Origin of the sequence: Pseudomonas sp. JV414 (assembly GCF_032424305.1) — a bacterium.
Taxonomy (GTDB): domain Bacteria; phylum Pseudomonadota; class Gammaproteobacteria; order Pseudomonadales; family Pseudomonadaceae; genus Aquipseudomonas; species Aquipseudomonas lini.
The window spans coordinates 104004-128553 of sequence record NZ_VYKC01000016.1; the positions used below are offsets into that span (position 1 = coordinate 104004).

The 24550-nt window shown below is 59.3% G+C and carries 21 protein-coding genes and 1 pseudogene; 8 read left to right on the forward strand and 14 right to left on the reverse strand.

The window, feature by feature from the left end:
- Nucleotides 1-145 precede the first annotated feature (145 nt).
- A complete protein-coding gene (gene betB / locus F6R97_RS16965; protein WP_030130227.1) occupies nucleotides 146-1618 on the reverse strand; it encodes a betaine-aldehyde dehydrogenase in 1473 nt (490 codons plus the stop codon).
- Between the two features lie 106 nt (nucleotides 1619-1724).
- Nucleotides 1725-2318 carry a transcriptional regulator BetI gene (gene betI, locus F6R97_RS16970; protein WP_038981092.1) on the reverse strand — a complete coding sequence of 198 codons (594 nt, stop codon included), beginning with the start codon at nucleotides 2316-2318 and terminating at the stop codon, nucleotides 1725-1727.
- A gap of 379 nt (nucleotides 2319-2697) precedes the next feature.
- On the opposite strand from betI, the gene F6R97_RS16975 reads away from it, so the two are divergent.
- Nucleotides 2698-4647: a BCCT family transporter gene (locus tag F6R97_RS16975; protein WP_315866882.1), complete on the forward strand. Its 1950-nt coding sequence runs from the start codon at nucleotides 2698-2700 to the stop codon at nucleotides 4645-4647.
- A 204-nt stretch (nucleotides 4648-4851) separates the two neighbouring features.
- Here F6R97_RS16975 and choV read toward each other — a convergent pair whose 3' ends face one another.
- The 3 genes from choV to F6R97_RS16990 all read right to left on the reverse strand — a co-directional run bounded on the left by choV (nucleotide 4852) and on the right by F6R97_RS16990 (nucleotide 7900).
- Nucleotides 4852-6030 carry a choline ABC transporter ATP-binding protein gene (gene choV, locus F6R97_RS16980; protein ID WP_038981095.1) on the reverse strand — a complete coding sequence of 393 codons (1179 nt, stop codon included), beginning with the start codon at nucleotides 6028-6030 and terminating at the stop codon, nucleotides 4852-4854.
- Complete coding sequence (gene choW / locus F6R97_RS16985) at nucleotides 6027-6872, reverse strand: choline ABC transporter permease subunit (protein ID WP_038983589.1); 846 nt, start codon at nucleotides 6870-6872, stop codon at nucleotides 6027-6029. Before choW ends, choV begins: the two co-directional genes overlap by 4 nt.
- 77 nt (nucleotides 6873-6949) lie before the next feature.
- Nucleotides 6950-7900: a choline ABC transporter substrate-binding protein gene (locus F6R97_RS16990; protein WP_038981098.1), complete on the reverse strand. Its 951-nt coding sequence runs from the start codon at nucleotides 7898-7900 to the stop codon at nucleotides 6950-6952.
- 436 nt (nucleotides 7901-8336) lie between these two features.
- Here F6R97_RS16990 and F6R97_RS16995 point away from each other — a divergent pair, with 436 nt between their 5' ends.
- Both F6R97_RS16995 and F6R97_RS17000 read left to right on the forward strand, forming a co-directional pair.
- The gene (locus F6R97_RS16995; protein ID WP_050682743.1) at nucleotides 8337-9713 is read left to right on the forward strand and encodes an L-serine ammonia-lyase; all 1377 of its coding nucleotides are present in this window, start codon (nucleotides 8337-8339) and stop codon (nucleotides 9711-9713) included.
- 540 nt (nucleotides 9714-10253) lie between these two features.
- Nucleotides 10254-11357, forward strand: a complete 1104-nt coding sequence (locus tag F6R97_RS17000) for a GlxA family transcriptional regulator (RefSeq protein WP_008072536.1) — start codon at nucleotides 10254-10256, stop codon at nucleotides 11355-11357.
- A 114-nt stretch (nucleotides 11358-11471) separates the two neighbouring features.
- On the opposite strand, the gene F6R97_RS17005 is transcribed toward F6R97_RS17000, so the two are convergent.
- The 6 genes from F6R97_RS17005 to F6R97_RS17030 form a co-directional block, all read right to left on the reverse strand.
- Nucleotides 11472-11735, reverse strand: coding sequence for a hypothetical protein (locus F6R97_RS17005; protein ID WP_038981102.1), 264 nt, complete (start codon nucleotides 11733-11735; stop codon nucleotides 11472-11474).
- Nucleotides 11736-12131: 396 nt separating this feature from the next.
- On the reverse strand, nucleotides 12132-13295 hold the full coding sequence (locus tag F6R97_RS17010) for a gamma-butyrobetaine dioxygenase (protein WP_315866851.1): 1164 nt from the start codon (nucleotides 13293-13295) through the stop codon (nucleotides 12132-12134).
- Between the two features lie 13 nt (nucleotides 13296-13308).
- Nucleotides 13309-13785 carry a thioesterase family protein gene (locus F6R97_RS17015; RefSeq protein WP_038981104.1) on the reverse strand — a complete coding sequence of 159 codons (477 nt, stop codon included), beginning with the start codon at nucleotides 13783-13785 and terminating at the stop codon, nucleotides 13309-13311.
- A gap of 144 nt (nucleotides 13786-13929) precedes the next feature.
- A complete protein-coding gene (locus F6R97_RS17020; protein ID WP_315866852.1) occupies nucleotides 13930-14895 on the reverse strand; it encodes an L-carnitine dehydrogenase in 966 nt (321 codons plus the stop codon).
- A gap of 142 nt (nucleotides 14896-15037) precedes the next feature.
- Complete coding sequence (locus F6R97_RS17025) at nucleotides 15038-15925, reverse strand: 3-keto-5-aminohexanoate cleavage protein (RefSeq protein WP_007907535.1); 888 nt, start codon at nucleotides 15923-15925, stop codon at nucleotides 15038-15040.
- 100 nt (nucleotides 15926-16025) lie between these two features.
- Nucleotides 16026-16970 (reverse strand): choline ABC transporter substrate-binding protein, encoded by a 945-nt coding sequence (locus F6R97_RS17030; protein WP_315866853.1) that lies wholly within the window; start codon nucleotides 16968-16970, stop codon nucleotides 16026-16028.
- 208 nt (nucleotides 16971-17178) lie between these two features.
- On the opposite strand from F6R97_RS17030, the gene F6R97_RS17035 reads away from it, so the two are divergent.
- Nucleotides 17179-18126: a GlxA family transcriptional regulator gene (locus F6R97_RS17035; RefSeq protein ID WP_315866854.1), complete on the forward strand. Its 948-nt coding sequence runs from the start codon at nucleotides 17179-17181 to the stop codon at nucleotides 18124-18126.
- A 116-nt stretch (nucleotides 18127-18242) separates the two neighbouring features.
- Here the strand turns inward: F6R97_RS17035 and F6R97_RS17040 are convergent, their stop codons facing one another.
- Nucleotides 18243-18659, reverse strand: a complete 417-nt coding sequence (locus tag F6R97_RS17040) for a DUF3010 family protein (protein WP_315866855.1) — start codon at nucleotides 18657-18659, stop codon at nucleotides 18243-18245.
- Nucleotides 18660-18886: 227 nt separating this feature from the next.
- On the opposite strand from F6R97_RS17040, the gene F6R97_RS17045 reads away from it, so the two are divergent.
- On the forward strand, nucleotides 18887-19858 hold the full coding sequence (locus tag F6R97_RS17045; RefSeq protein WP_048396375.1) for a tyrosinase family protein: 972 nt from the start codon (nucleotides 18887-18889) through the stop codon (nucleotides 19856-19858).
- A gap of 70 nt (nucleotides 19859-19928) precedes the next feature.
- Here the strand turns inward: F6R97_RS17045 and F6R97_RS17050 are convergent.
- Both F6R97_RS17050 and F6R97_RS17055 read right to left on the reverse strand, forming a co-directional pair.
- Nucleotides 19929-20162 (reverse strand): annotated as a pseudogene (locus tag F6R97_RS17050) (helix-turn-helix domain-containing protein); the annotation flags it as partial.
- A gap of 7 nt (nucleotides 20163-20169) precedes the next feature.
- On the reverse strand, nucleotides 20170-20571 hold the full coding sequence (locus F6R97_RS17055) for a lysozyme inhibitor LprI family protein (protein WP_038981114.1): 402 nt from the start codon (nucleotides 20569-20571) through the stop codon (nucleotides 20170-20172).
- Nucleotides 20572-20819: 248 nt separating this feature from the next.
- On the opposite strand from F6R97_RS17055, the gene F6R97_RS17060 reads away from it, so the two are divergent.
- The 3 genes from F6R97_RS17060 to dgcA all read left to right on the forward strand — a co-directional run bounded on the left by F6R97_RS17060 (nucleotide 20820) and on the right by dgcA (nucleotide 24482).
- A complete protein-coding gene (locus F6R97_RS17060) occupies nucleotides 20820-21797 on the forward strand; it encodes a dipeptidase (protein ID WP_007907542.1) in 978 nt (325 codons plus the stop codon).
- A gap of 78 nt (nucleotides 21798-21875) precedes the next feature.
- Entirely contained in the window at nucleotides 21876-22406 is a 531-nt protein-coding gene (locus F6R97_RS17065) for a DUF5943 domain-containing protein (RefSeq protein WP_038981116.1), read from the forward strand.
- Between the two features lie 15 nt (nucleotides 22407-22421).
- Nucleotides 22422-24482, forward strand: a complete 2061-nt coding sequence (dgcA, locus tag F6R97_RS17070) for a dimethylglycine demethylation protein DgcA (protein ID WP_007907545.1) — start codon at nucleotides 22422-22424, stop codon at nucleotides 24480-24482.
- Nucleotides 24483-24550 lie beyond the last annotated feature (68 nt).

Genomic DNA, 24550 nt, shown 5'->3' on the forward strand with positions numbered 1-24550 from the left:
CAGGTCGGCGAGTGCTTCGCACTCGATCGCGGGCAAGCCACGCTCCCACAGGGATTGGGGGCACCGCAGATTTGGCGAACGACGCCAAACCTGTGGGAGCTGGCTTGCCTGCGATAGCGATCTCGCAGGCGAAGCAAATACCGCCTTAGAAAACCGAGGCGTAATCGCCCAGTTCGACCTGTACCGATTTGATGCGTGTGAAGTTGTTCAGCGAGCTGATGCCGTTCTCACGGCCAACACCCGACTGCTTGTAGCCGCCGACCGGCATCTTGGCATCGGACTCGCCCCAGGCGTTGATCCAGCAGATACCGGCTTCCAGTTGATGGATCACACGGTGAGCGCGGTTCAGGTCTTTGGTGACGACGCCAGCCGCCAAACCGAACTCGGTGTCGTTTGCACGACGGATCACTTCTTCTTCGGTTTCGTAGGTCAGGATGCTCATCACCGGGCCGAAGATTTCTTCGCGAACGATGGTCATCTCGTCGGTGCAATCGGTGAACACGGTCGGAGCCACGAACGCGCCTTTGGCGAATTCGCCGTCGGTCAGACGATCGCCGCCGCACAGCAGGCGAGCACCTTCTTCCTTACCTTTAGCGATGTAACCCAGCACGCTTTCCATGTGGGCGAAGCTGACCAGCGGGCCGAAGTTGGTGTTTTCGTCTTCCGGGTTGCCGACGCGAATGCGCGCAACGCGCTCAACGATCTTGGCTTCGAAAGCGGCTTTCAGGTGGCTCGGTACGAACACGCGAGTGCCGTTGGTGCAGACCTGACCGGAGCTGTAGAAGTTGGCCATCATCGCGGTGTCGGCGGCGCGATCCAGGTCGGCGTCGTCGAAAATGATCAGCGGTGACTTGCCGCCCAGTTCCATGGTCACGTCTTTCAGCGACGAAGCGGAAGCGCTGGCCATGACCTTCTTGCCGGTGTCGGTGCCGCCGGTGAAGGAGATTTTTTCGATGCGTGGATGTTCGGTCAGCCACGTGCCGACTTCACGGCCACTGCCGGTCAGAACGTTGAACACGCCAGCCGGAACGCCAGCTTCGGTGTAGATCTCGGCCAGTTTCAGGGTAGTGAGGGAAGTGACTTCGCTTGGCTTGAAGATCATCGCGTTACCGGCCGCCAGGGCAGGCGCGGATTTCCACAAAGCGATCTGGATCGGGTAGTTCCACGCGCCGATACCGGCCACGACGCCCAATGGCTCGCGACGGGTGTAGACGAAAGACGTGGTACGCAGCGGAATCTGCTCGCCTTCGATGGCCGGCACCAGGCCTGCGTAGTACTCCAGCACGTCAGCGCCGGTGACGATGTCGACGTAACGGGTTTCGGAGTACGCCTTGCCGGTGTCCAGGGTTTCCAGGGCGGCCAGTTCATCGTTGCGCTCGCGCAGGATGTCGACGGCACGACGCAAGATGCGCGAACGCTCCATGGCGGTCATTGCAGCCCAGATTTTCTGGCCCTTTTCGGCGCTGACCACAGCGCGCTCAACGTCTTCCTTGGTCGCACGTTGTACGGTTGCGAGGACTTCACCGTTAGCCGGGTTGATGGCTTCGAAAGTGGCGTCGCTGCTGGCGTCACTGTAGCCGCCATCGATGTAGAGTTTTTGCAGTTCGAAACGGGCCATAAAGTCCTCGCAAGTGCATAAGTGGTTGGCGTTGACCACCGGGCGAGCCGTGTAGCAGTGGCATCGCGGTCGGTAGCGGTTCAGGGGTTGAGCGATTATGTGTGCTCTAACTCACCTGCTTGGCCAGTTGGAAATCCATGTATTCGTAAGCGATCTGGTGCGCCTGCCCGGTGTCGAAAGCATCTCCCGACAGCGCGCCGCGCAACCACAAACCGTCAATGAGGGCTGCCAGGCCGCGGGCGGCGGTGCGCGCATCATCGAGCGGCAACACACGGCGGAACTGGCAGCACAGGTTGGAATACAGACGGTGATCGTTGATCCGCTGCAACCTGTGCAATGACGGGTGGTGCATGCTGGTGGCCCAGAAGGCCAGCCAGGTTTTCATTGCCGGGCCATTGACCTGGCTGGCGTCGAAGTTGCCTTCGATAATCACCTGAAGGTGAGCCCGTGGGCTGGCGTCCTCCAACGCCTGACGGCGCGCGGTGACGTTCTCGCTGAGGACACTCATCAGATACTGCGCCGTGGCGGCGATCAGGCCGTTCTTGTCCTGAAAGTAGTGACTGATGATGCCATTCGAGACACCGGCCAAACGGGCGATCAGCGCAATGCTGGCGTCCCCCATGCCGACCTGATCGACGGCCTGTAACGTGGCTTCGATCAATTGCTGGCGGCGGATGGGTTGCATACCGACCTTGGGCATCTTGCACATCTCCTTAGGCCTTCCCGTAGACGAATAACGGCTACCGGGTTGAGGGCCAGTCTATTTTGTTTTGATTGAACGTTCAATCAACAAAGAATAAGATCTGCGACAAATCGTCGCTGCTTACAGATTTTTCCTACGTGTAAATGGCGATAAACCGACATCCAAAAATGCTCGAAACCCATACGCGCAGGCGTCCCAAGGGTTTCGGGCTTTTTTCGGGGTGTCTTTATATCACCCGCCGGTCGGCTGCCAACTAACCGATTGGTCGGGTACCGCGTTGCCTTGTGTTCTTCTCTCGCACTGCCGGAGCATCTGTGCCATGAGTTCTGCCTCTCTAATAAAGACCCCACCCGATAAGGTGACGGTCAACGGTTGGGTGTTCTACACCTCTACCGCGCTGATCCTGCTGTTGACCGCCATTCTGATCATCGCCCCGCAAGAGGCCGGCAGAATGCTCGGCATTGCCCAGGCCTGGTTGTCCCGCAGCTTCGGCTGGTACTACATGGTGGTGATCGCCGCTTATCTGGTTTTTGTGGTTGGCCTGGCGTTTTCGTCCTACGGCAAACTCAAACTGGGCAGCAAGGACGACACCCCGGATTTCAGCTACGGCGCCTGGGCGGGGATGCTGTTCTCGTCGGGTATCGGCATCTCGTTGCTGTACTTCGGTGCTTCCGAGCCGCTGGACCATTACTTCAACCCGCCGGAAGGCGTGGCCGGCAGCAACCTTGCGGCCCGTCAGGCGGTGCAGCTGACGTTCCTCCATTGGGGCCTGCATGGCTGGGCGATCTACGCACTGGTCGGCCTGGCCGTGGCGTACTTTGCTTACCGTCATAACCAGCCGCTGGCGTTGCGGTCGGCGCTGTATCCGCTGGTCGGCGAGCGTTGGGTCAAAGGCACGGCCGGTCATGCGGTGGACGGCTTCGGCATGTTCGTGACCCTGCTGGGGCTGGTGACGAACCTGGGGATCGGTTCGCTGCAAGTGTCGTCGGGGCTGGAAAACCTGTTCGGCATGGAACACAGCAACACCAACCTGCTGATCGTGATCATCGTGATGAGCACCGTGGCGACCATCGCCGCTGTGTCCGGCGTGGAAAACGGCATTCGCCGCCTGTCCAACCTGAACATCGTGCTGTTCAGCGGCCTGCTGATTTTCGTGCTGTTGTTCGGCCCGACTTTGCATCTGCTCAACGGCTTTGTGCAGAACATCGGCGACTACCTGAACGGCGTGGTGCTGAAGACTTTCGATCTCTATGTGTACGAAGCCGACAATGCCAAATCCGAGCGCTGGTTGGGCCTGTGGACTCTGTTCTACTGGGCCTGGTGGATTTCCTGGGCGCCATTCGTAGGCATGTTTATCGCGCGTATTTCCCGTGGTCGCACGGTGCGTGAATTGGTGGCCGGCGTGCTGCTGATTCCGCTGGGCTTCACCCTGGCATGGCTGTCGATCTTCGGTAACTCGGCCCTGGACCTGGTCATGAACCATGGGGCGGTGGAGCTCGGTAAGACGGCGCTGCAACAGCCGTCGATGGCGATCTACCAGTTGCTTGAGCATTACCCAGCGTCGAAGATCGTGATCGGCGTGTCGATTTTTGTCGGCTTCGTGCTGTTCCTGACCCCGGCGGATTCCGGCGCGGTGATGATGGCCAACCTTTCCTGCAAGGGCGGCAATGTTGACGAAGATGCGCCGCACTGGCTGCGGATTTTCTGGTCGGCGGTGATCACTCTGGTGACCATCGGCCTGTTGTTCGCCGGTAACTTCGAAGCCATGCAAACCATGGTGGTGCTGGCGGGGCTGCCGTTCTCGGTGGTGCTGGTGTTCTTCATGTTCGGCTTGCACAAGGCCATGCGCCAGGACGTGCAGATCGAACAGGAGCAAGCGGAGCTGGCGGCGCGTGGTCGTCGTGGTTTCAGCGAGCGCTTGACCCAGCTGGATCTGCAACCGAACCAGTCGATCGTTCAGCGTTTCATGGACAAGCACGTCAGCCCGGCACTGGAAGATGCTGCGGTGCAATTGCAGGGTCAGGGTCTGGATGTGCAGACGTTGCTGGGCAAGTCGAAACGCTGCATGGGCGTGCGGATCGAGATGGAAGAGGGCAACCCTTTTGTCTACGAAGTGAGCCTGGACGGTTATCTGGCGGCGGCGAGTGATACGGTGTCTGCTGAAAGCGCCGATGAACCGCGCGCACGTTACTACCGTGCCGAGGTGTACCTGCACAACGGCAGCCAGGACTACGACCTGATGGGCTTCACTCAGGATCAGATCACCCGTGACGTGCTCGATCAGTTTGAAAGCCATCGGCAGCTTCTTGGCCGGGTTTATAGCTGAGGTGAGTGGCGCGGTGTTTCAGTGACACCGCGTCGTATTCTTCGCGAGCAAGCCCGCTCCCACATTGGATCTGCGTCGTTCACAAATCCTATGTGGGAGCGGGCTCGCCCGCGATGGGGCCATCAGCCGCACAGCTGCATGCCCCGATATCCCGCAAACAAAAACGCCGCGATCATCTCGCGGCGTTTTTGTGTCTGCTGCTTCTTACCCCAGGTTCTTGCCGAGCAGCGCGTGGTACAGCTCGCTGTCGCCGAGAATCCCGACAACTTTGTTGTTGTCGTGTAGCACCAGTTTGTTGCCGGTCTGGTAACGAATCTGCAGCGCATCGCGCATGCCGATGTTGGAGTCCACCAGCGTTGGCCGACGCCCCAAACCTTCAACCGCTTGCCCCGGTATCCAGTTCTGCAGGTCCAGGCTCGAACCGTTCTGGCGTGCGCCTTTGATGGTGTTGCCTTCGGCCAGGTCCAGCCACGAATCGCCGCCCGGATCCAGGCATACCGAACCGTTGATGCGTTTGCACTTGTCCAGGGTGCGCATCAGGCTGCGACCGCACAATACGTTCAGTGGGTTGGTGTGAGCGACGAAGGTGCGCACGTAATCGTCCGCAGGGTTCAGGACGATTTCTTCCGGTTTGCTGTACTGGATGATCCGGCCGTCTTTCATGATGGCGATACGGCTGCCGAGCTTCAGGGCTTCATCGAGGTCGTGACTCACGAAAACGATGGTCTTGCTCAGCTTGCGTTGCAGTTCCAGCAGTTCGTCTTGCAGGCCTTGGCGGATCAGTGGGTCGAGGGCCGAGAAAGGTTCGTCCATCAGCAGGATGTCGGCGTCCATCGCCAGGGCACGGGCCAGGCCGACACGTTGCTGCATACCACCGGACAGCTCGTTGGGTTTCTTGTTGCGCCATTGGGTCAGGCCCACCAGCTCAAGTTTTTCATCGACCAGTTTTTTCCGCTCTTTCTCTGGACGACCCTGCATTTCCAGACCGAAGCTGATGTTCTCGCGCACCGTCAGCCAAGGCATCAGGGCGAACTTCTGGAACACCATCGCAATGCGCTTGGTGCGCATCATTTTCAGTTCCGCCGGGGTGCAGGAAGCGATGTCGATCTGCTTGCCTTCGTGCTCGACGAACAGCTTGCCGCGGCTGACGGTGTTAAGGCCGTTGATGCAGCGCAGCAGACTGGACTTGCCGGAGCCGGAAAGGCCCATCAGTACGCAGATTTCACCTTTTTCGACGTCCAGGCTGGCCTTTTCGACCCCAACGATCTGCCCGGTCTTTTTCAGGATCTCGTTACGGGTCATGCCCTGATCCAGCAGCTTGAGAGCCTCGCGTGGATCCTTGGAGAAGATTACGTCGACCTCTTCGAAGCGAATAATGCTCATGCGTCACCCCCTACTTTAGCGTCGGGTTGTTTGCAGATACGGTCGAGCATGATCGCCAGCAGCACGATCGCCAGGCCTGCTTCGAAGCCCAGGGCGATATCAGCAGTGTTCAGTGCGTTGACCACGGGTTTGCCCAGGCCATCGGCGCCCACCAGTGCCGCGATCACCACCATCGACAACGACAGCATGATGCACTGGGTGATACCGGCCGCGATGCTTGGCATGGCGTGGGGCAGTTCGATTCGCGAGAGCAGCTGACGTCGCGAGCAGCCAAAGGCCTTGCCAGCGTCCATCAGTTCTTCCGGGACATCGCGAATACCCAGGTAGGTCAGGCGGATAGGCGCGGCAATCGCGAACACTACCGTCGAGATCAGACCCGGGACCACACCCAGACCGAAGAGGGTCAGGGTAGGAATGAGGTACACAAAGGTCGGCACGGTCTGCATCAGATCGAGCACCGGCCGCATCACTGTGTAGAACATCGGTTTGTGCGCGGCGACGATGCCCAACGGCACGCCGATCAGCACGCACACCAGGGTGGCGAACAACACCTGGGCGAGGGTTTCCATGGTTTCCTGCCAGTACCCCAGATTGAGGATCAGCAGAAAGGAGGCAATGACGAAAACGGTCAGGCCCCATTTGCGTTGAATGAAGTGTGCCAGTAGCGCGATGAGGCCGATCAATGCCAGCGGGTTGAACCAGGTCAGCGCGAAAGTCACGCCGTGGATCATCGTTTCCAGTGACACGGCGATTGCGTCGAAAGTGCTGGCGCCATTTTGCGTCAACCATTCAACGAAGCCCGCGATGTACTGGCCTAAAGGTATTTTCTGATCAATCAGCATGGTAGTGAACGTCCGCATGCAAGGAAATAAACAGCCCGGACGGCCGAAGCCGCCCGGCATAAGCGATGCTTCCTAAATCAAGGCTGCGCGAGCTTGGCTTTCACGGCCTCCAGGCCAGGTTTACCGTCAATGGTGGTCACGCCAGCGAGCCAGGTATCGAGCACCTGTGGATTCTTTTTCAGCCAGGCCTTGGCGGCCGCGTCAGGCTTCATTTTGTCGTCCAGGACGTTGCCCATCAGCGTGCTTTCCATGTCGAGGGTAAAGACCAGGTTTTTCAGCAACTGACCGACGTTGCTGCATTCCTGTGCGTAACCCTTGCGGGTGTTGGTGTAGATGGTCGCCTGGCCGAAGTTCGGGCCGAAGTATTCGTCGCCGCCGGTCAGGTACTTCATCTTGAATCGAGTATTCATCGGGTGCGGTTCCCAGCCCAGGAACACCACGGCGGTGTTGCGGCGCTGGGCGCGATCGACTTGCGAGAGCATGCCTGCCTCGCTGGACTCGACCACCTTGAAGCCGGCTTCTTTCAGGCCGAAGGCGTTCTTGTCGATCATGCTCTGGATCAGGCGGTTGCCGTCGTTACCCGGTTCGATGCCGTAGATCTTGCCGTCGAGTTCTTTCTTGAACTTGGCGATGTCGGCGAAATCTTTCAGACCTTTGTTATACAACTCTTCGGGGACGGCGAGTGTGTATTTTGCGTTTTCCAGATTAGCGCGCAGCGTGTCCACGGTGCCGGCATCACGGTAGGCCTTGATGTCGTTTTCCATGGTCGGCATCCAGTTACCGAGGAACACGTCCATGTTCTTGCCGTCGGCCAGCGACTTGTAGGTCACCGGCACGGAAATCATCGTGGTCTTGGTCTTATAGCCCAGGGCATCGAGAACGACGCTGGTGGTGGCGGTAGTGACGGTAATGTCCGTCCAGCCGACATCGGAGAAGTTTACGGTGCTGCATTGGGCCGGTTCTGCGGCTTGAGCCAGAAACGGCAGACTCAGCATGGCGGCCAACAACAACGACGGGGAACCTTTCATAGGGGCGACTCCTTGGTGTTTTTTTTGGCAGTGTTCCGACTGGACCACCGCACTTATCTGTTGCGGTTGGATGGCGTTTTGGAGACAGCTCTACCACGGCGCCTTGCAATCGAGTCGATACGATCATGTACCAGTGAAAATCTGACGCCTACAGGGTGCGTCGTAACCAGTACAGGGATGGTCGCATCCAGTGTCGGTAACGTCGTTTACAGCTTTTTTCAGCCCGTTTTGTCCCTCTGATCCGCAAAAAAACGGCGAAAACACAGCGTAAGCGGCCTGCGGCGCTAGCGGGCATGAGTGCGTCGGTGTGAGACGTCGAACGACATGACAAAAGCCTGATGATGCGGCCATCTCGGCGGATTGCAGCTTGAGCGTAGCAGCTCCGTCACTGGGCGCTTTTGCGCCTGGAGCAGGCACATCCAGGAGTTCAGCAGTAATGGCTATCAGCGTTTTCGACCTGTTCAAAATCGGCATCGGCCCTTCCAGTTCGCACACCGTGGGGCCTATGCGCGCCGCGGCGCTGTTCGTGCAAGGTTTGCGTGAACAGGGACTTTTGGAGCAGGTGCGGCGCGTCGAAGTTCAGCTTTATGGGTCGCTTTCGGCTACCGGCATCGGTCACGGCAGCGACAACGCGGTGATCATGGGGCTGATGGGCGAGTGGCCGGACGCGATCGATCCGTCGCAAATCGGCATCCGCATCGAGACCCTGCGTGAAACCAACACGCTATTGCTCGACGGTCGCTTGTCGGTCCCGTTTATCTGGGCCCGGGACATGCGCCTGATCGACGAGAACCTGCCGTTCCATCCCAACGCCATGACTCTGGTTGCCGAAGGCGATCACGGCGAGCTGCATCGCGACACCTACTATTCCATCGGCGGCGGTTTTGTCGTCGATGAGGCACAGGCTTCCAGCGGCGTGGTGGATCTGGATCGCACTGTGTTGCCTTACGATTTCTCCAGTGCCGTCGAGCTGCTCAGTCTGTGCAAGCAGCACAACCTGCGCGTTGCAGAGCTGATGATGGCCAACGAGAAAGTCTGGCGCAGCGAAGAGGAAATTCGCGCCGGCCTGATGAAACTCTGGCGCGCGATGCAAGATTGCGTGGAGCAAGGCCTCAAGCACGAAGGCATCCTGCCTGGCGGCCTGAATGTGCGTCGTCGCGCAGCCAAACTGCACCGTAGTCTGCAGGAGTTGAACAAACCCAACGTGATCGGCTCGACCCTGAGCGCTATGGAGTGGGTGAATCTGTTCGCCCTGGCGGTCAACGAAGAAAACGCGGCCGGTGGGCGCATGGTCACGGCACCGACCAATGGCGCGGCGGGGATTATTCCGGCGGTGTTGCACTACTTCATGAAGTTCAGCGAGGTGGTGACCGACGCCAACGTGGTCGATTACTTCCTCAGTGCCGCGGCGGTAGGGATTCTGTGCAAGAAGAACGCCTCGATCTCCGGTGCCGAAGTCGGTTGCCAGGGCGAAGTCGGTTCGGCCTGCGCCATGGCGGCGGCCGGGTTGGCGGAGATTCTCGGTGCCACACCGGAGCAGTTGTGCAACGCGGCGGAAATCGGTCTTGAGCATAACCTCGGCCTCACCTGCGATCCCGTGGGTGGGTTGGTGCAGGTGCCGTGCATCGAGCGCAATGCGATTGCCGCGGTAAAAGCGATCAACGCGGCGCAGATGGCGCTGCGGGGCGACGGTCAGCACTTTATCTCGCTGGACCGGGTGATCCGCACCATGCGTGATACCGGTGCTGACATGCACGACAAATATAAAGAGACATCGCGCGGTGGTTTGGCGGTTAGTGCGGTTGAGTGTTGAGATCGGATTGACCCCATCGCGGGCAAGCCCGCTCCCACAGGATTCGTTGTGTGACCGAGAACTAAGGGGCACCACAAATCCTTGTGGGAGCGGGCTTGCCCGCGATAGGGCCAGACCAGTCAAAACTGCGCGTTAAGTGAACACCCGCACCCAAACGCGCCACCTTTTAGCGCGTCGCAAACAGGTAAGCCCGCATCCCCCATCAGGGGATCCAATTCAAGCCTGACCGTCCGTCACCCGTGCTTGCGGTGACACTCTCCCGGAGAGCGTCGCAGCCCTGTTCCCACAAGTGCTACCGATTTGCTCACAGGCAACGGGGTAGCGGGTTTGCGGCCCCTAATGGCACTTATGACCTCTTATCTCTGCGCGCCATATCTAGACGCATCGCGACGTCGTTTTCAGGAGTTATTGAACATGCATTCAAGTTTAGGCATGGCAATTGCTCTGTCATTACAAAGCCCGTCTCCCACGCGAGAACGATGGCAATAAAAAGAGCCTCCGCCTGAGGCCATCACCCGCTTTGTGTGAGGAGATACCGCGATGACGACGTTCAACTCCGGGGCTCAACCCCAGAACCGTGCGCCTCAATCCATCGGCTTTTTGCTGCTGGACAATTTCACGCTTATTTCTCTGGCCTCCGCAGTAGAACCCCTGCGCATGGCCAACCAATTGTCCGGCCGCGAGCTGTATCGCTGGACCACACTCACCGTCGATGGCGGTCAAGTCTGGGCCAGTGACGGACTGCAAATCACCCCCGACGCCTCCATGCACAAAGCGCCCCCCCTGGACACTGTCATTGTCTGCGGCGGCATCGGTATTCAGCGTACTGTTACCCGTGAACACGTGTCGTGGCTGCAAAGCCAGGCGCGTCAGCACCGTCGTCTTGGCGCGGTCTGCACGGGCAGCTGGGCCCTGGCGTGCGCCGGTCTGCTGGATGGTTTCGATTGCAGCGTGCACTGGGAATGCCTGGCCTCGATGCAGGAAGCTTTCCCGCGGGTGGCCATGAGCACCCGGCTGTTCACCCTCGACCGTAACCGTTTCACCAGCTCCGGCGGCACCGCGCCGCTGGACATGATGCTGCACCTGATCAGCCGCGATCACGGTCGTGAACTGTCGGCCGCGATCTCGGAAATGTTCGTCTACGAGCGCATCCGCAACGAGCAGGATCACCAGCGCGTGCCGCTCAAGCACATGCTCGGCACCAACCAGCCGAAGTTGCAGGAAATCGTGGCGCTGATGGAAGCCAACCTCGAAGAGCCGATCGACCTCGACGAACTGGCGGTGTACGTCGCCGTTTCGCGTCGTCAGCTGGAGCGGTTGTTCCAGAAATACCTGCACTGCTCGCCGTCGCGTTACTACCTGAAACTGCGCCTGATCCGCGCTCGGCAGTTGCTCAAGCAAACGCCGATGTCGATCATCGAAGTGGCGTCGGTATGTGGTTTCGTGTCTACGCCGCACTTCTCCAAGTGCTACCGCGAATACTTCGGTATTCCGCCGCGTGACGAGCGCGTGGGTTCCAACACCACGCAACAAGTGGCGATGATGCCGCTGCCGCAGGCCTTGGTGCTGTCACCGTTGTCCGGGCCGCTGTCGGCGTTGAGCCAGGCGCGCAATGAATCGACGTTTGCTAGCGTCAGGCTCTAAACCGAGGCGCCTTCATCGCGGGCAAGCCCGCTCCCACAGGTTCTGTGTCGATGCATCAATTGTGTAAACGACGCATAACCACTGTGGGAGCGGGCTTGCCCGCGATTGGATTCATCAGGCGCTACGGCTTTGCTGGTACTGCGCCAACGCGGGCAGCAATTGCTTGTCGATCGCCTGGCGCACGGCCGGCAGGATGGTCGCGCTGCTGGTGTACATCTGCTTGACCATGGTCCGCAGCGTCATCGCTCGCTCATCGTTCAAGCCCCGCACCGCACACTCGCAAGCCTGCTCGGCTGTAGAGCCACTCGGTACTTGAAAACCCAACGATTTCAGCTGGCCCAACAGGTCTTCCTGGTCTATCAAATCGGCGTGCATCATGACGCAATCCTTCTTCAGGGAACGGTGTCGTGGTTCGATTCTGGTGGGGGGATGGAGTGGCGGCAAGGGCGATTTGTCGCAATGTCAGCATTGGCTATGAACATGTCGTTTTCGGCTAACTTGCCAGAGAGAAGAGGGGGCACACTGGACTCAGCTGGCTTCACGAAGGTTTGGTCACCCTCGCGCAACAGCTCCTCAACAGTACCCACCTCTGCCCCGATCCTGTCACGGCTTGATCGGGGTTTTTTTTGCCTGTGAATTAGAGATTAATGGGGTGTCTGGGCCGACGCCATCGCGGGCAAGCCGCGCTCCCACAGGGTCGGGGTTACTGCAGATTTGGCGAACGACGCCAAATCTGTGGGAGCGTGGCTTGCCCGCGATGAACGATGACGCGGTTTATCTTTGCAACACCAAAATGCGCGACAACAACTCATCCCGGTCGACATAACACCCCTGGAAATGCCGGGCACCGGTGGCGGGGTCGAAAGCGTTGCGGGCGTGGAGGGTGCGGCGGTTGTCGAAGCACCACAGGTCGCCCGGATTGAGCCTTTGCATCAGCCTGAACCGTGCCTCGCGGGTCATCGCAATGAAGCGTCGGTAAGCGCGATACAACTTGGGCATCTGTTCGACTGAAGCATCGAACGGCCCGCGCAGAAAGTTCGCCATGCGGATTTCCGACACCTGCCCGAAAGCATCCAGGGCGATGATCGGCGCCAGACAGCGGTAATCGCTATGGCGGTCCTTGTTGCGAAACTCCACGGGTATTTCACACAAGGCCTGAAACGCCTCGGGATCTTCATGGCGCAAGGCTTCAGCGATGGCAAAACCGTCGACGAAAATGCTTTCGCCACCATCGGCGTCATTGACCAGGCAATGCAGAAATTGCAGCCCCGGTTGCAACTCCCGGGTCGGCAGGTCGCTGTGCAGCGGCAGGTTGAAGGCGGTGTAGGCATTGCTGTCGGCGTCAGCCTTGGATTGCACGTTGAACAGCACGCCGAAATTGCTCTCGCGAATGAACGAAATCCGCTGGGCGATCAGCTTCAGCGAGCCCGGCTCCGTCGGTACACCGCGAACCTGGGTCAGGCCGATATCGCGCACCGCCAGTAACCATTGCAGCAAGGCATGGTTGTCGTCCATCAACGCCTGATAGTCGAACACCGGTAGCTCCAGATGGCTGTCCCACAGCTTGCTTTTCGGTTTGGCGTCCCGGCGTTCGGCGCGGGATTCGTCGTCATAGGCGTGGGCTCGCAGCCAGCCCGGGTCGAAGCGGCTGAGGTGACCGTCCTGCCAATCGACACACAGGCAACCTTCGGCATCGATTTGAGCTCTGTCGGGGATCAGGTTTTCTGCGACGTCGACGATTTCCAGCACTTGCTCGCGGGTCACCGTGTAGACGCACTGCGGGCACGGGCAGTTGTCCCGTAGCCATTGATGATGAAAAGGGCTGACCCGCCCATCCGCCCATTGCACTTGAATTCGGTCCGCCAGGGTGTGCACGGCGGTCAACGCGCTGATCAACGGGTAGGTGCGGAAATCGGCAAAAGCGGCGGCGGTGTTCATGACGAGTTCCTCGTTATTTTTCGGGCGGTAAAGCGATCACTCGGCCGATGAAGGCGGGTGCGGGCAGGTCGGCTTGATCGGCGACAATGGCTTGCAGTTTGCTCAAGGTTTCTTCGCTGAACGGTGCGGATCGCGGCCCCGCGAGGTCGACGTGCAGCAGCATTTGTTCATTGCCTGCCAGCTCCTTGTCACCACCCACCAGATGCAGGCTGTGGTAGAGGTGCAGGCGTTTACGGTCATGGCCGATGATCTGGGTGTGCACCTCGACGTCGGCACCGAGCTTCACTTCGTGCAGGTAGTTGAGGTGCAGTTCGAGGGTGAACAGCGAGTTGCCGCTGGCTTCGCGGTTGTTGCTGTCCATGCCCAGCCGATCCATCAGCGCGTCGGTGGCGTAGCTGAAAATCAGCAGGTAGAAGGCATCGCGCAGGTGGCCGTTGTAGTCGACCCAGTCGGGGATGATTTTGGTTTGGTAGGTGGTGAGGGTGGGCATGATTCTCTCCAGGCATGATCGGGGATGATCGTTCCCACGCTCCGCGTGGGAATGCAGCCCGGGACGCTCCGCGTCCCAAGAGCGGACGCAGAGCGTCCATTGAGGCATTCCCACGCAGAGCGTGGGAACGATCAGTGAGCCGGCTTATTCGCTAAACGCCATGCCATGTTTGGCCTTGGTGGTCTTCACCGCTTCCAGTACCGCCAGCAAGCAATCATCACGATAGCGCTCCAGCGCCGAGATGCTGTGCTTGCCCAACTGCTCGCTGGTGCCATCCACCACGTCATCGATCAATTTGTCGGTCAGCAACGGTGCCGGCAGATACGTCCAGGGCAACTGCAACGCCGGCCCGAACTGCGCCATGAAGTGCCGCATGCCCGCATCGCCGCCCGCCAGGGTATACGTCAGAAAAGTACCCATAAACGACCAGCGCAGGCCCGCGCCAAAACGAATCGCATCGTCGATTTCACCGGTGGTCGCCACACCGTCGTTGACCAGATGCAACGCCTCACGCCACAACGCTTCGAGCAAACGGTCGGCGATAAATCCAGGTACTTCCTTGCGCACATGCAGTGGGCGCATGCCTAAGGATTCATAGACTTTCATCGCCGCTTGCACCGCTTCTGGCGCAGTATTTTTGCCCCCGACCACTTCCACCAATGGCAGCAGGTAAACCGGGTTGAACGGGTGCCCGACCACGCAGCGTTCCGGGTGGGTCGAACTCTCGTAGAACTCGCTCGGCAACAGCCCCGACGTACTGGAACCGATCAAGGCATTGGGCTTGGCCGCCGCGCTGATTTTGCTGTGCAGTTCCAGTTTCAGGTCCAGTCGTTCGGGAGCACTTTCCTGGATGAAATCCGCATCGCGAACGCATTCTTCGATGGTGGCGACAAAGCGCAGACGATCCTGCGACGCGCCGGGTGCCAGGCCTTGTTTCTCCAGTGCGCCCCAGGCATTGGCGACGCGTTTGCGCAACGCCACTTCGGCACCGGGCGCCGGGTCCCAGGCCACCACATCAAGGCCGTGGGCGAGGGCGCGGGAAACCCAGCCGCTGCCGATAACACCGCTGCCCAGCGCGGCGAAGGTTTTGATATCAGTGATAAAGCTCATGAATGCTGTCCTGAAAATTGGTCGAGAAACCTGTGGGAGCTGGCTTGCCTGCGATGGCGGCGTTCCTGTCACAAGAGATGTGGCGGATGTACCGGCCTCTTCGCGGGCAAGCCCGCTCCCACAGGGTTAGGTGCAGGTTCGTTTAACCGCGCTTGGTCAGGCCCATTTTTGCCCGGCCTTCAGCGGGGGTCAGAACGCGGGCGCCGAGGCGGCTGAGAATTTCCGAGGCGCGTTCGACCAGTTGGCCGTTGGTCGCCAAAACACCTTTGTCCAGCCACAGGTTGTCTTCCAGGCCGACCCGCACGTTGCCGCCGAGCAGCACCGCTTGCGCCGCCATTGGCATCTGCATGCGACCGATGCCAAACCCGGCCCAGACCGCGTCGGCGGGCAGGTTGTCGACCATGGCTTTCATGGTGGTGGTGTCGGCCGGCGCGCCCCACGGGATGCCCAGGCACAACTGGAACAGCGGGTTATCGAGCAGGCCTTCCTTGATCATCTGCTTGGCAAACCACAGGTGGCCGGTGTCGAAGATTTCCAGCTCAGGCTTAACGCCCAGCTCTTGAATGCGTTTGGCGCCAGCGCGCAGTTGCGCCGGGGTGGACACGTAAATGGTGTCGCCATCGCCGAAGTTCAGGGTGCCGCAATCCAAAGTGCAGATTTCCGGCAGCAGTTCTTCGACGTGGGCCAGACGGGTCAGCGGGCCGACCAGGTCGGTGTTCGGGCCGAACTCCATCGGGTTCTCGCCCGCGCCGATTTCCAGGTCGCCGCCCATGCCGGCGGTGAGGTTGACGATGATGTCGACGTCGGCCTCACGAATGCGCTCCATCACTTCACGGTACAGCGCCACGTCACGGCTGAACTTGCCGGTTTGCGGGTCGCGAACGTGGCAGTGGACGACGGTGGCGCCAGCCTTGGCGGCTTCCACGGCGGCCGCGGCGATTTGTTTCGGGGTGACCGGCACGTGTGGGCTTCTGGCGGTCGTGTCGCCAGCACCGGTGAGTGCGCAGGTGATGATGACGTCGTGGTTCATGAGGCGGTTCCTTACAGGCGTGATTTTTGGGTGTGGCTCAGGGCGTGACAATTCCGCTCGCAGCCCGCATCGGGCTGCGAATCGGTGGGTCATTTCGGTTCTATTTACTGGTCAGTTTCAGGTTTTCAGCACCCGGTTTGCCATCGAAGGTGGTCACGCCTTCGAGCCAGCGTTGCTTGTCTTGCGGGTGATCTTTCAGCCATTGCTTCGCTGATTCGAAAGCGTCCTTGTGATCCAACAATGGCTGCATCATCCGGCTCTCGTCTTCGGCGGTGTAGGTCAGGTTGCTCAGCAAACGACCAATGTTCGGGCATTGCTCGGTGTATTTCGGCGCGGTGACGGTCCAGACGGTGGCCATGCCTTCGTCCGGGCCGAGGGCGTCTTCACTGCCGGTGAGGTAGGTCATTTGCACGTTGACGTTCATCGGGTGCGGGGCCCAGCCGAAGAACACCACGGCTTCCTTGCGCCGCACGGCGCGATCCACCGCCGCAAGCATGCCGGCTTCGCTGGACTCGACCAGCTGGAACTTGCCCAGGCCAAACTGGTTCTTGGCGATCATCGCCTTGATCTGGGTGTTGGCGCCCGAGCCAGGCTCGATGCCGTAAATTTTGCCGCCCAGTTCTTTTTCGAATTTGGCGATGTCGGCAAAGGTTTTCAGGCCTTTGTCGGCGAGGTAAGTCGGCACGGCGAGGGTGGCGCGAGCATCCTTGAGACTCGGTGCTTCAAGCACTTTGACCTGCTTGGCATCGACAAACGGTGTGATGGTCTGCGTCATCAGCGGGTTCCAGTAACCGAGGAACAAGTCCAGGCGCTGGTCGCGAATCCCGGCGAAGATGATTTGCTGGGAGGCGCTGGTCTGTTTGGTGTTGTAGCCGAGGCCGTCGAGCAATACTTGGGTCATGGCGCTGGTGGCGATCACATCGGTCCAGTTCACTACGCCCATGCGCACGTTCTGGCACGACGCGGGTTCGGCCGCCATGACGCTGGCGCTCAAAAAAGCGGTACCGCTGAGTGCAAGAACACAGCTGCTGATCAGTCGTTTCATGTCGGGTTCCTCGGCAGGTCGTTATTGTGGGTCCGGGCGTCTTCGTGCGCCGGTGATGCCAAGTTACGCAGCTGAGCCCCTGTAAAAACGCACTGCGGCGACCAGCTCTTGCACTGCAGCGACCTGCGCGCTTGAATGCCGGTTGCAAGTGGCGTATCAACGTCCACACGCTACCCGCCCTCTCGCTACCTGCCATCGAGTGCGCTCCATGTCCCAGGATTTCTACTTCTTGTTGATGCCGGGTTTCTCGGCGATCGGTTTCATCTCGGCAATCGAGCCGCTGCGGGTCGCCAATCGCTTTCGCGGCGAGCTGTACCGCTGGCATGTGTTGAGCGCTGATGGCGGGGCGGTGCTGGCCAGTAACGGCATGTCGGTCAACGCCGATGCGGCGCTGGAACCCCTGAAGAAAGGCGCGACGTTGCTGGTGGTCGCCGGTTTCGAACCGCTGAAATTCGCCACTCCGGCACTGGAGCACTGGTTGCGTCGTTTGGATAACGAAGGTGTGATCCTCGGCGCCATCGACACCGGCAGTTTCATCCTCGCCGAAGCCGGCCTGCTCGACGGCCATCGCCTGACCCTGCACTGGGAAGCGATCGACGCGTTCAAGGAGTCCTATCCACAGCTCAGCGTCACTCAGGAGCTATTCGAGATTGACCGTCGGCGTATCACCTCTGCCGGCGGCACGGCTTCCATTGACCTGATGCTGGACCTCATCGGCCAGGCCCACGGCCCGGAACTGGCGATCCAGGTCAGCGAACAGTTCGTACTCGGGCGCATCCGCCCGCGCAAAGACCACCAGCGCATGGAGGTCGCCACGCGTTATGGCATCAGCAACAAGAAGCTGGTGCAGGTGATCGGGGAGATGGAACAGCACAGCGAACCGCCGCTGAGTACGCTGGCGCTGGCGGAATCGATCAAAGTGACCCGGCGTCAGCTCGAACGCCTGTTTCGCCTGCATCTGAACGACACACCGAGCAATTTTTATCTGCGGTTGAGGCTGGAGAAGGCGCGGCAGTTGCTGCGTCAGACGAACATGAGTGTGTTGGAGGTGAGTATCGCGTGCGGGTTTGAATCGCCGTCGTATTTCACCCGCAGTTATCGGGCACGGTTTGAGCGGTGCCCGCGTGAAGACCGACGGCAAAACCAGAAGGCCTGAAACCGACCTCCCTGTAGGAGCGAGGCTTGCCCGCGAAGGCGTCGTGTCAGGCAGCAATGATTTTGAATGTGCCGGCCTCTTCGCGGGCAAGCCTCGCTCCTACGGGATTTGTGTCGTTACTTCTTCATCAACACCGAGCACGCCGCCTTGTAAGCCTCATGCTGATACTTGTTCAGCGTATCCGGCAGTGCAAAATCGAACTTCTTGTTCTGCGCATTGATGGTCTGCGGCGACAGCAGCGTCACCTCGCAATTTTCCAGTAGCTGGAAAATCCCCTCAATCTTGAACGTAGTCGGCCCACCGGCGAACTCGCCTTTCTTGCTGCGTTTCTTGATCGCGATCCGGTCGATTGAATTCTCGCGAACAAACGACGCCACCTGAGCGGCGAAGACTTTGACGTTGGCGGCTTCCTCGTCCTCGTCGAGGGCGATTTTCTTAGTGTTCAGTTCGACATGGCTCAGGGCCAGGCCGTCGAGCGAGGCCACGGCGATGATCGCTTCGCTACCTTTGATTTCGATGCCGCAGATTTTCATGGATTGATGACCCTATGAGCGAACCGGTTGGCCCCGGATGTTGACGTACTTGAGATGTGAAGTCATCCCGCAACGTGGCGGCTGCCGAGCTGCGACCGTTAGTCGGCAGATGACGTTAACCTATTATTTCTGACAGTAGACGCCGAACCATGTCATGACTAAGTTTACCGGACACCATGCCTGCTTCAGGGCGATCGCTCCGTTTAATTCCTCAAGGATCGAGTCAGATGAAACTTCGAAAAAATATTCGTTCGCTGACCGATGTTGAAAAGCGGCAGTTTGTCGAAGCCTGCCTCCAGCTCAAGGAATCAGGAAAATACGATCAGTATGTGCATCAGCATCATCAGGTGATGGTGCCCACAGTTCTACCTCACGAGCCGAACGATCCCAACTACCGAAACGGAGCGCATCGAGGGCCTTCATTCCTACCCTGGCATCGAGCGTTCCTGCTTCAATTTGAAGATGATCTTCAGGCCATTGACCCCTCGATCACCATCCCTTACTGGAACTGGACAGAGGACGCTGCCGATCCGCAGAACTCGCCGGTATGGGCGGACAACTTCATGGGCGGAAATGGCGTGGAGAACGACTACTGGCGGGTGGCGAGCGGTCCTTTTGCCTTCAAGGACGGGAAGTGGCCCGTTCCGTCATACCCTGATGACGGTCTGCCGGAGCCGGGGTTAAAGCGGCAGTTCGGTCTGGTGGTGAACTCTCTGCCAACCCCTGACGATCTGCAGATAGTGATGGGCGAGAGTTTGTATGACACACCGCCGTATGACTCCGGTCATGGTGTACGCGGTTTCAGAAACCGTCTGGAGGGTTGGATCACGCAGCGAGGCGATCCACAAGTCAAAACCTCGAGTTCCCAGTTGCACAATCGGGTTCATCTTTGGGTGGGCGGCAACATGCTACCGATGACTTCTCCAGATGACCCGGTGTTCTTTCTTCATCATTGTTTCGTCGACAAAGTCTGGGCTGACTGGCAGGCCCGGATGGCACAAGACAACGAGCAATGGGCACCGCACTACGCACCACTGACAAACGGCCCCGAGGGCCACAATTACAATGATGCACTCAAGCCCTGGACGCGAAAGATCAGCGAGGTAATGGACATTGCAGCGTTGGGTTATGAATACGAGCAAGCACCAAGCTTGATGGTGGTGCCCCAGCGATTCAATAAATCGCCATTCCTGGAGTGACAGGGGCTAAGTCAGAAATCGGTGGGAGGACAAAAGATCGCAGCCTGCAGGCTGCGATCTTGGTCGTTTCTTACAGCTCAAGCTGATTGGCAGTGATGCCAAATGCCGCGGCAATTTTCTCACGTGTCACCTTGCGGGGCTTGGCGACCGTTTCTTGCTGGGCGAAAGCCGGTTGGGAAATGCCCATGCGCTTGGCAACTTCATGCTGCGTAAGGTTCAGGTGTTCGCGCCAGGCGCGAACAGGGAGTGCTCCATCGACGATGCGGCTCACTACTTCGTGGGGGATCAAATAATTCTCCATTCTTATGTGTTTATTCCTGCCCAATCGACTCCAAAAACTCCGACCGCTCGTCACTCATGCGCGCCACGCAATCGTTCTGCGCAATGGTGAACGCTTTGCTACCGCTGGTCGCCGGAAATGCATCCACTGCGCAATCGGCATCCCGGGTTTTCAGCCATTGCTGTTGCGCGGTTTTGATTTTGGCGGTGATGTCGGTCAGTTGCGCCTTGTTGTTGCCGTAAAGTGTTTGCATGCGCTCGGTCAGGCTTTGGTAGTTGTCGCTCAGCAGCTGTTCGGCGGTGGTTCTGCTGTAGGCCGAGCATTCCAGGGTCTGGATTTCGTTTTCGACGGCGTCGCAGGGGTTGTCGTCGGCTTCTTCAGCTGCTTGTACGCCAGTCGCTATCAGTGCCAAAGCCAGAAAGATAGATTTCATTACGCCGCCGCCCCTTGATCCAGTCATGCATTCAGTAAAACATCCAGTGATGCGGCGAATTCTGGCCCAAGCGGGCGGCGTTGGATAGGTAGGCAATGACGCCTGTTGACGACCCTTTGTCGCGGATTGACGCTTTCGGCAAACCCTCTGTCGTTTTTGCACCCGGCTGCCCCGGCCCTCAGGCATATGCTGGCCCCAAAGCGCCGGCACACGATTCGGCGCATGAATCGCTAATAGGGGACAGCCTGATGAGCCCAGCCGAATTGCACGCCGACAGCATCGTTATCGACGGGCTGATTATTGCCAAGTGGAACCGCGAGCTGTTTGAAGACATGCGCAAGGGCGGTCTGACCGCGGCCAACTGCACCGTGTCGGTGTGGGAGGGCTTCCAGGCCACTGTCAACAACATCGCCGCCAGCCAGAAGCTGATCCGCGAGAACAGCGACCTGGTGATTCCGGTGCGCACCACCGCCGATATCCGCAAGGCCAAGGAGCAGGGCAAGACCGGCATCCTCTTTGGCTTCCAGAATGCTCACGCGTTTGAAGACCAGATTGGCTACGTCGAGGTCTTCAAGCAGCTCGGCGTCGGTATCGTGCAGATGTGCTACAACACCCAAAACCTGGTCGGTACAGGTTGCTACGAGCGCGATGGCGGCCTGTCGGGTTTCGGTCGTGAAATCGTCGCCGAGATGAACCGTGTCGGCGTCATGTGCGACCTGTCCCACGTCGGCTCGAAAACCTCCGAAGAAGTTATCCTCGAATCCAAGAAGCCGGTCTGCTACTCCCACTGCCTGCCGTCGGGTCTGAAAGTGCATCCGCGCAACAAATCCGACGAAGAGCTGAAGTTCATCGCCGATCACGGCGGTTTCGTTGGTGTGACCATGTTCGCGCCATTCCTGGCCAAGGGCATTGATTCGACCATCGACGACTACGCCGAAGCCATCGAATACACCATGAACATCGTCGGCGAAGACGCCATCGGCATCGGCACCGACTTCACCCAGGGCCATGGCCAGGACTTCTTCGAATACCTGACCCATGACAAGGGCTACGCCCGCCGTCTGACCAGCTTCGGCAAGATCATCAACCCGCTGGGCATCCGCACCGTGGGCGAGTTCCCGAACCTGACCGAGACCCTGCTCAAACGCGGCCATTCCGAGCGGGTGGTGCGCAAGATCATGGGCGAGAACTGGGTCAACGTCCTCAAAGACGTTTGGGGCGAATAAGCCACCGCATCTCTGAATCCTTTCCCCCGGCCGTCCGTGCCGGGGGCAACACAACGAATTTTCTGGAGTTAAGTTTCCATGGCCAAGATCGCCCCGCAATTGCCAATCGAAGTCGACAGCGAAACCGGTATCTGGACTTCCGACGCCCTGCCGATGCTGTATGTGCCGCGCCATTTCTTCGTCAACAACCACATGGGCATCGAGGAAGTGCTGGGCGCCGAAGCCTACGCCGAAATCCTCTACAAGGCCGGCTACAAGTCCGCCTGGCACTGGTGTGAAAAAGAAGCTGAATGCCACGGCCTGGAAGGCGTTGCGGTGTTCGAGCATTACATGAAGCGTCTGTCGCAACGCGGCTGGGGCCTGTTCAAGATTCAGGACATCGACCTCGACAAAGGCACCGCCAGCGTCAAGCTCGAACACTCCGCATTTGTCTACGTGTACGGCAAGGTCGGGCGCAAGGTCGACTACATGTTCACTGGCTGGTTCGCCGGCGCCATGGACCAGATCCTGGCCGCTCGCGGCAGCAAGATCCGCACGGTCGCCGAACAAGTCTACGGTGGCTCCGAAGAAGGCCACGACGACGGTTTGTTCACCGTCAAGCCGTTGTAAGTCGAGGACCCCGCCATGGCTTTCGAAGCAATGTTCCAGCCGATCCAGATCGGCAAACTGACCATCCGCAACCGCGTGCTCAGCACCGCGCACGCCGAGGTCTACGCCACCGACGGCGGCATGACCACCGACCGGTACGTCAAGTATTACGAAGAGAAAGCCAAGGGCGGGATCGGCCTGGCGATTTGCGGCGGTTCCTCCAGCGTGGCCATCGACAGCCCGCAAGGCTGGTGGAAGTCGGTCAACCTGGCCGATGACCGGATCATTCCGCACTTCCAGAACCTGGCCGACGCCATGCACAAGCATGGCGCCAAGATCATGATCCAGATTACCCACATGGGTCGTCGTTCGCGCTGGGATGGCGAGCATTGGCCAACCTTGCTCTCGCCATCGGGCATCCGTGAGCCGGTGCACCGTGCGACCTGCAAAACCATCGAGCCGGAAGAAATCTGGCGGGTGATCGGCAACTACGCCAGCGCAGCCGCGCGGGCCAAGGCCGGTGGCCTGGACGGCGTCGAATTGTCTGCCGTGCACCAGCACATGATCGACCAGTTCTGGAGCCCGCGGGTTAACAAGCGTACCGATGAATGGGGCGGCAGCTTCGAAAACCGCATGCGTTTCGGCCTGGAAGTGATCAAGGCAGTGCGTAAGGAAGTCGGTCCGGACTTCTGCGTCGGCATCCGTCTGTGCGGTGATGAATTCCACCCGGATGGTTTGTCCCACGAGGACATGAAACAGATCGCCAAGTACTACGACGACACCGGCATGATCGACTTCATCGGCGTTGTGGGCTCGGGTTGCGACACCCACAACACCTTGGCCAACGTTATTCCGAACATGAGTTATCCACCGGAGCCATTCCTGCATTTGGCCGCCGGTATCAAGGAAGTGGTGAAGGCTCCGGTTTTGCACGCGCAGAACATCAAGGATCCAAACCAGGCGACCCGTATTCTGGAAGGCGGCTACGTCGACATGGTCGGCATGACCCGCGCCCACATCGCCGACCCGCACCTGATCGCCAAGATCAAGATGGGCCAGGTTGACCAGATCAAACAATGCGTCGGCGCCAACTACTGCATCGACCGTCAGTACCAGGGCCTGGACGTGTTGTGCATCCAGAACGCCGCGACCTCCCGTGAATACATGGGCGTGCCGCACATCATCGAGAAATCGACCGGTGTGAAGCGCAAAGTCGTGGTGGTCGGTGCCGGCCCTGCCGGGATGGAAGCGGCTCGCGTGTCGGCCGAACGTGGCCACGACGTGACCCTGTTCGAGAAGAAAGAATTCATCGGCGGGCAGATCACTACCGCGTCGAAAGCTCCACAACGGGACCAGATCGCCGGTATCACTCGTTGGTTCCAACTGGAACTGGCGCGTTTGAAAGTCGACCTGCGTCTGGGCGTGGCGGCGGATGCGGCGACGATTCTCGACCTGCGTCCGGACGTGGTGGTGCTCGCCGTCGGCGGTCATCCGTTCCTGGAACAGAACGAACACTGGGGCGCGGCTGAAGGCTTGGTGGTCAGCAGCTGGGACATCCTTGACGGCAAGGTTGCGCCGGGCAAGAACGTGCTGGTCTACGACACCATTTGCGAGTTCACCGGGATGTCGACGGCCGACTTCCTCGCCGACAAGGGCAGCCAGGTCGAGATCGTCACCGACGACATCAAACCGGGCGTGGCCATCGGCGGTACGTCGTTCCCGACTTACTACCGCAGCATGTACCCGAAAGAAGTGATCATGACCGGGGACATGATGCTGGAGAAGGTCTACCGCGAAGGCGACAAGCTGGTGGCGGTACTGGAAAACGAATACACCGGTGCCAAAGAGGAGCGGGTGGTGGACCAGGTCGTCGTCGAAAACGGCGTGCGTCCGGACGAAGAAATCTACTACGCCATGAAGGAAGGCTCGCGCAACAAAGGCCAGATGGACATCGAAGCTTTGTTCGCGATCAAGCCTCAGCCTTCGCTGAGCCAGGCGGGCGACGGCTACTTGCTGTTCCGCATCGGCGACTGTGTGGCCCAGCGCAACACCCACGCGGCGATCTATGACGCGTTGCGGTTGTGCAAGGATTTCTAAGAGCTTGTGGATAACCTGTAGGAGCAAGGCTTGCCCGCGAAGGCGGACTGACATTCAACATTGATGTC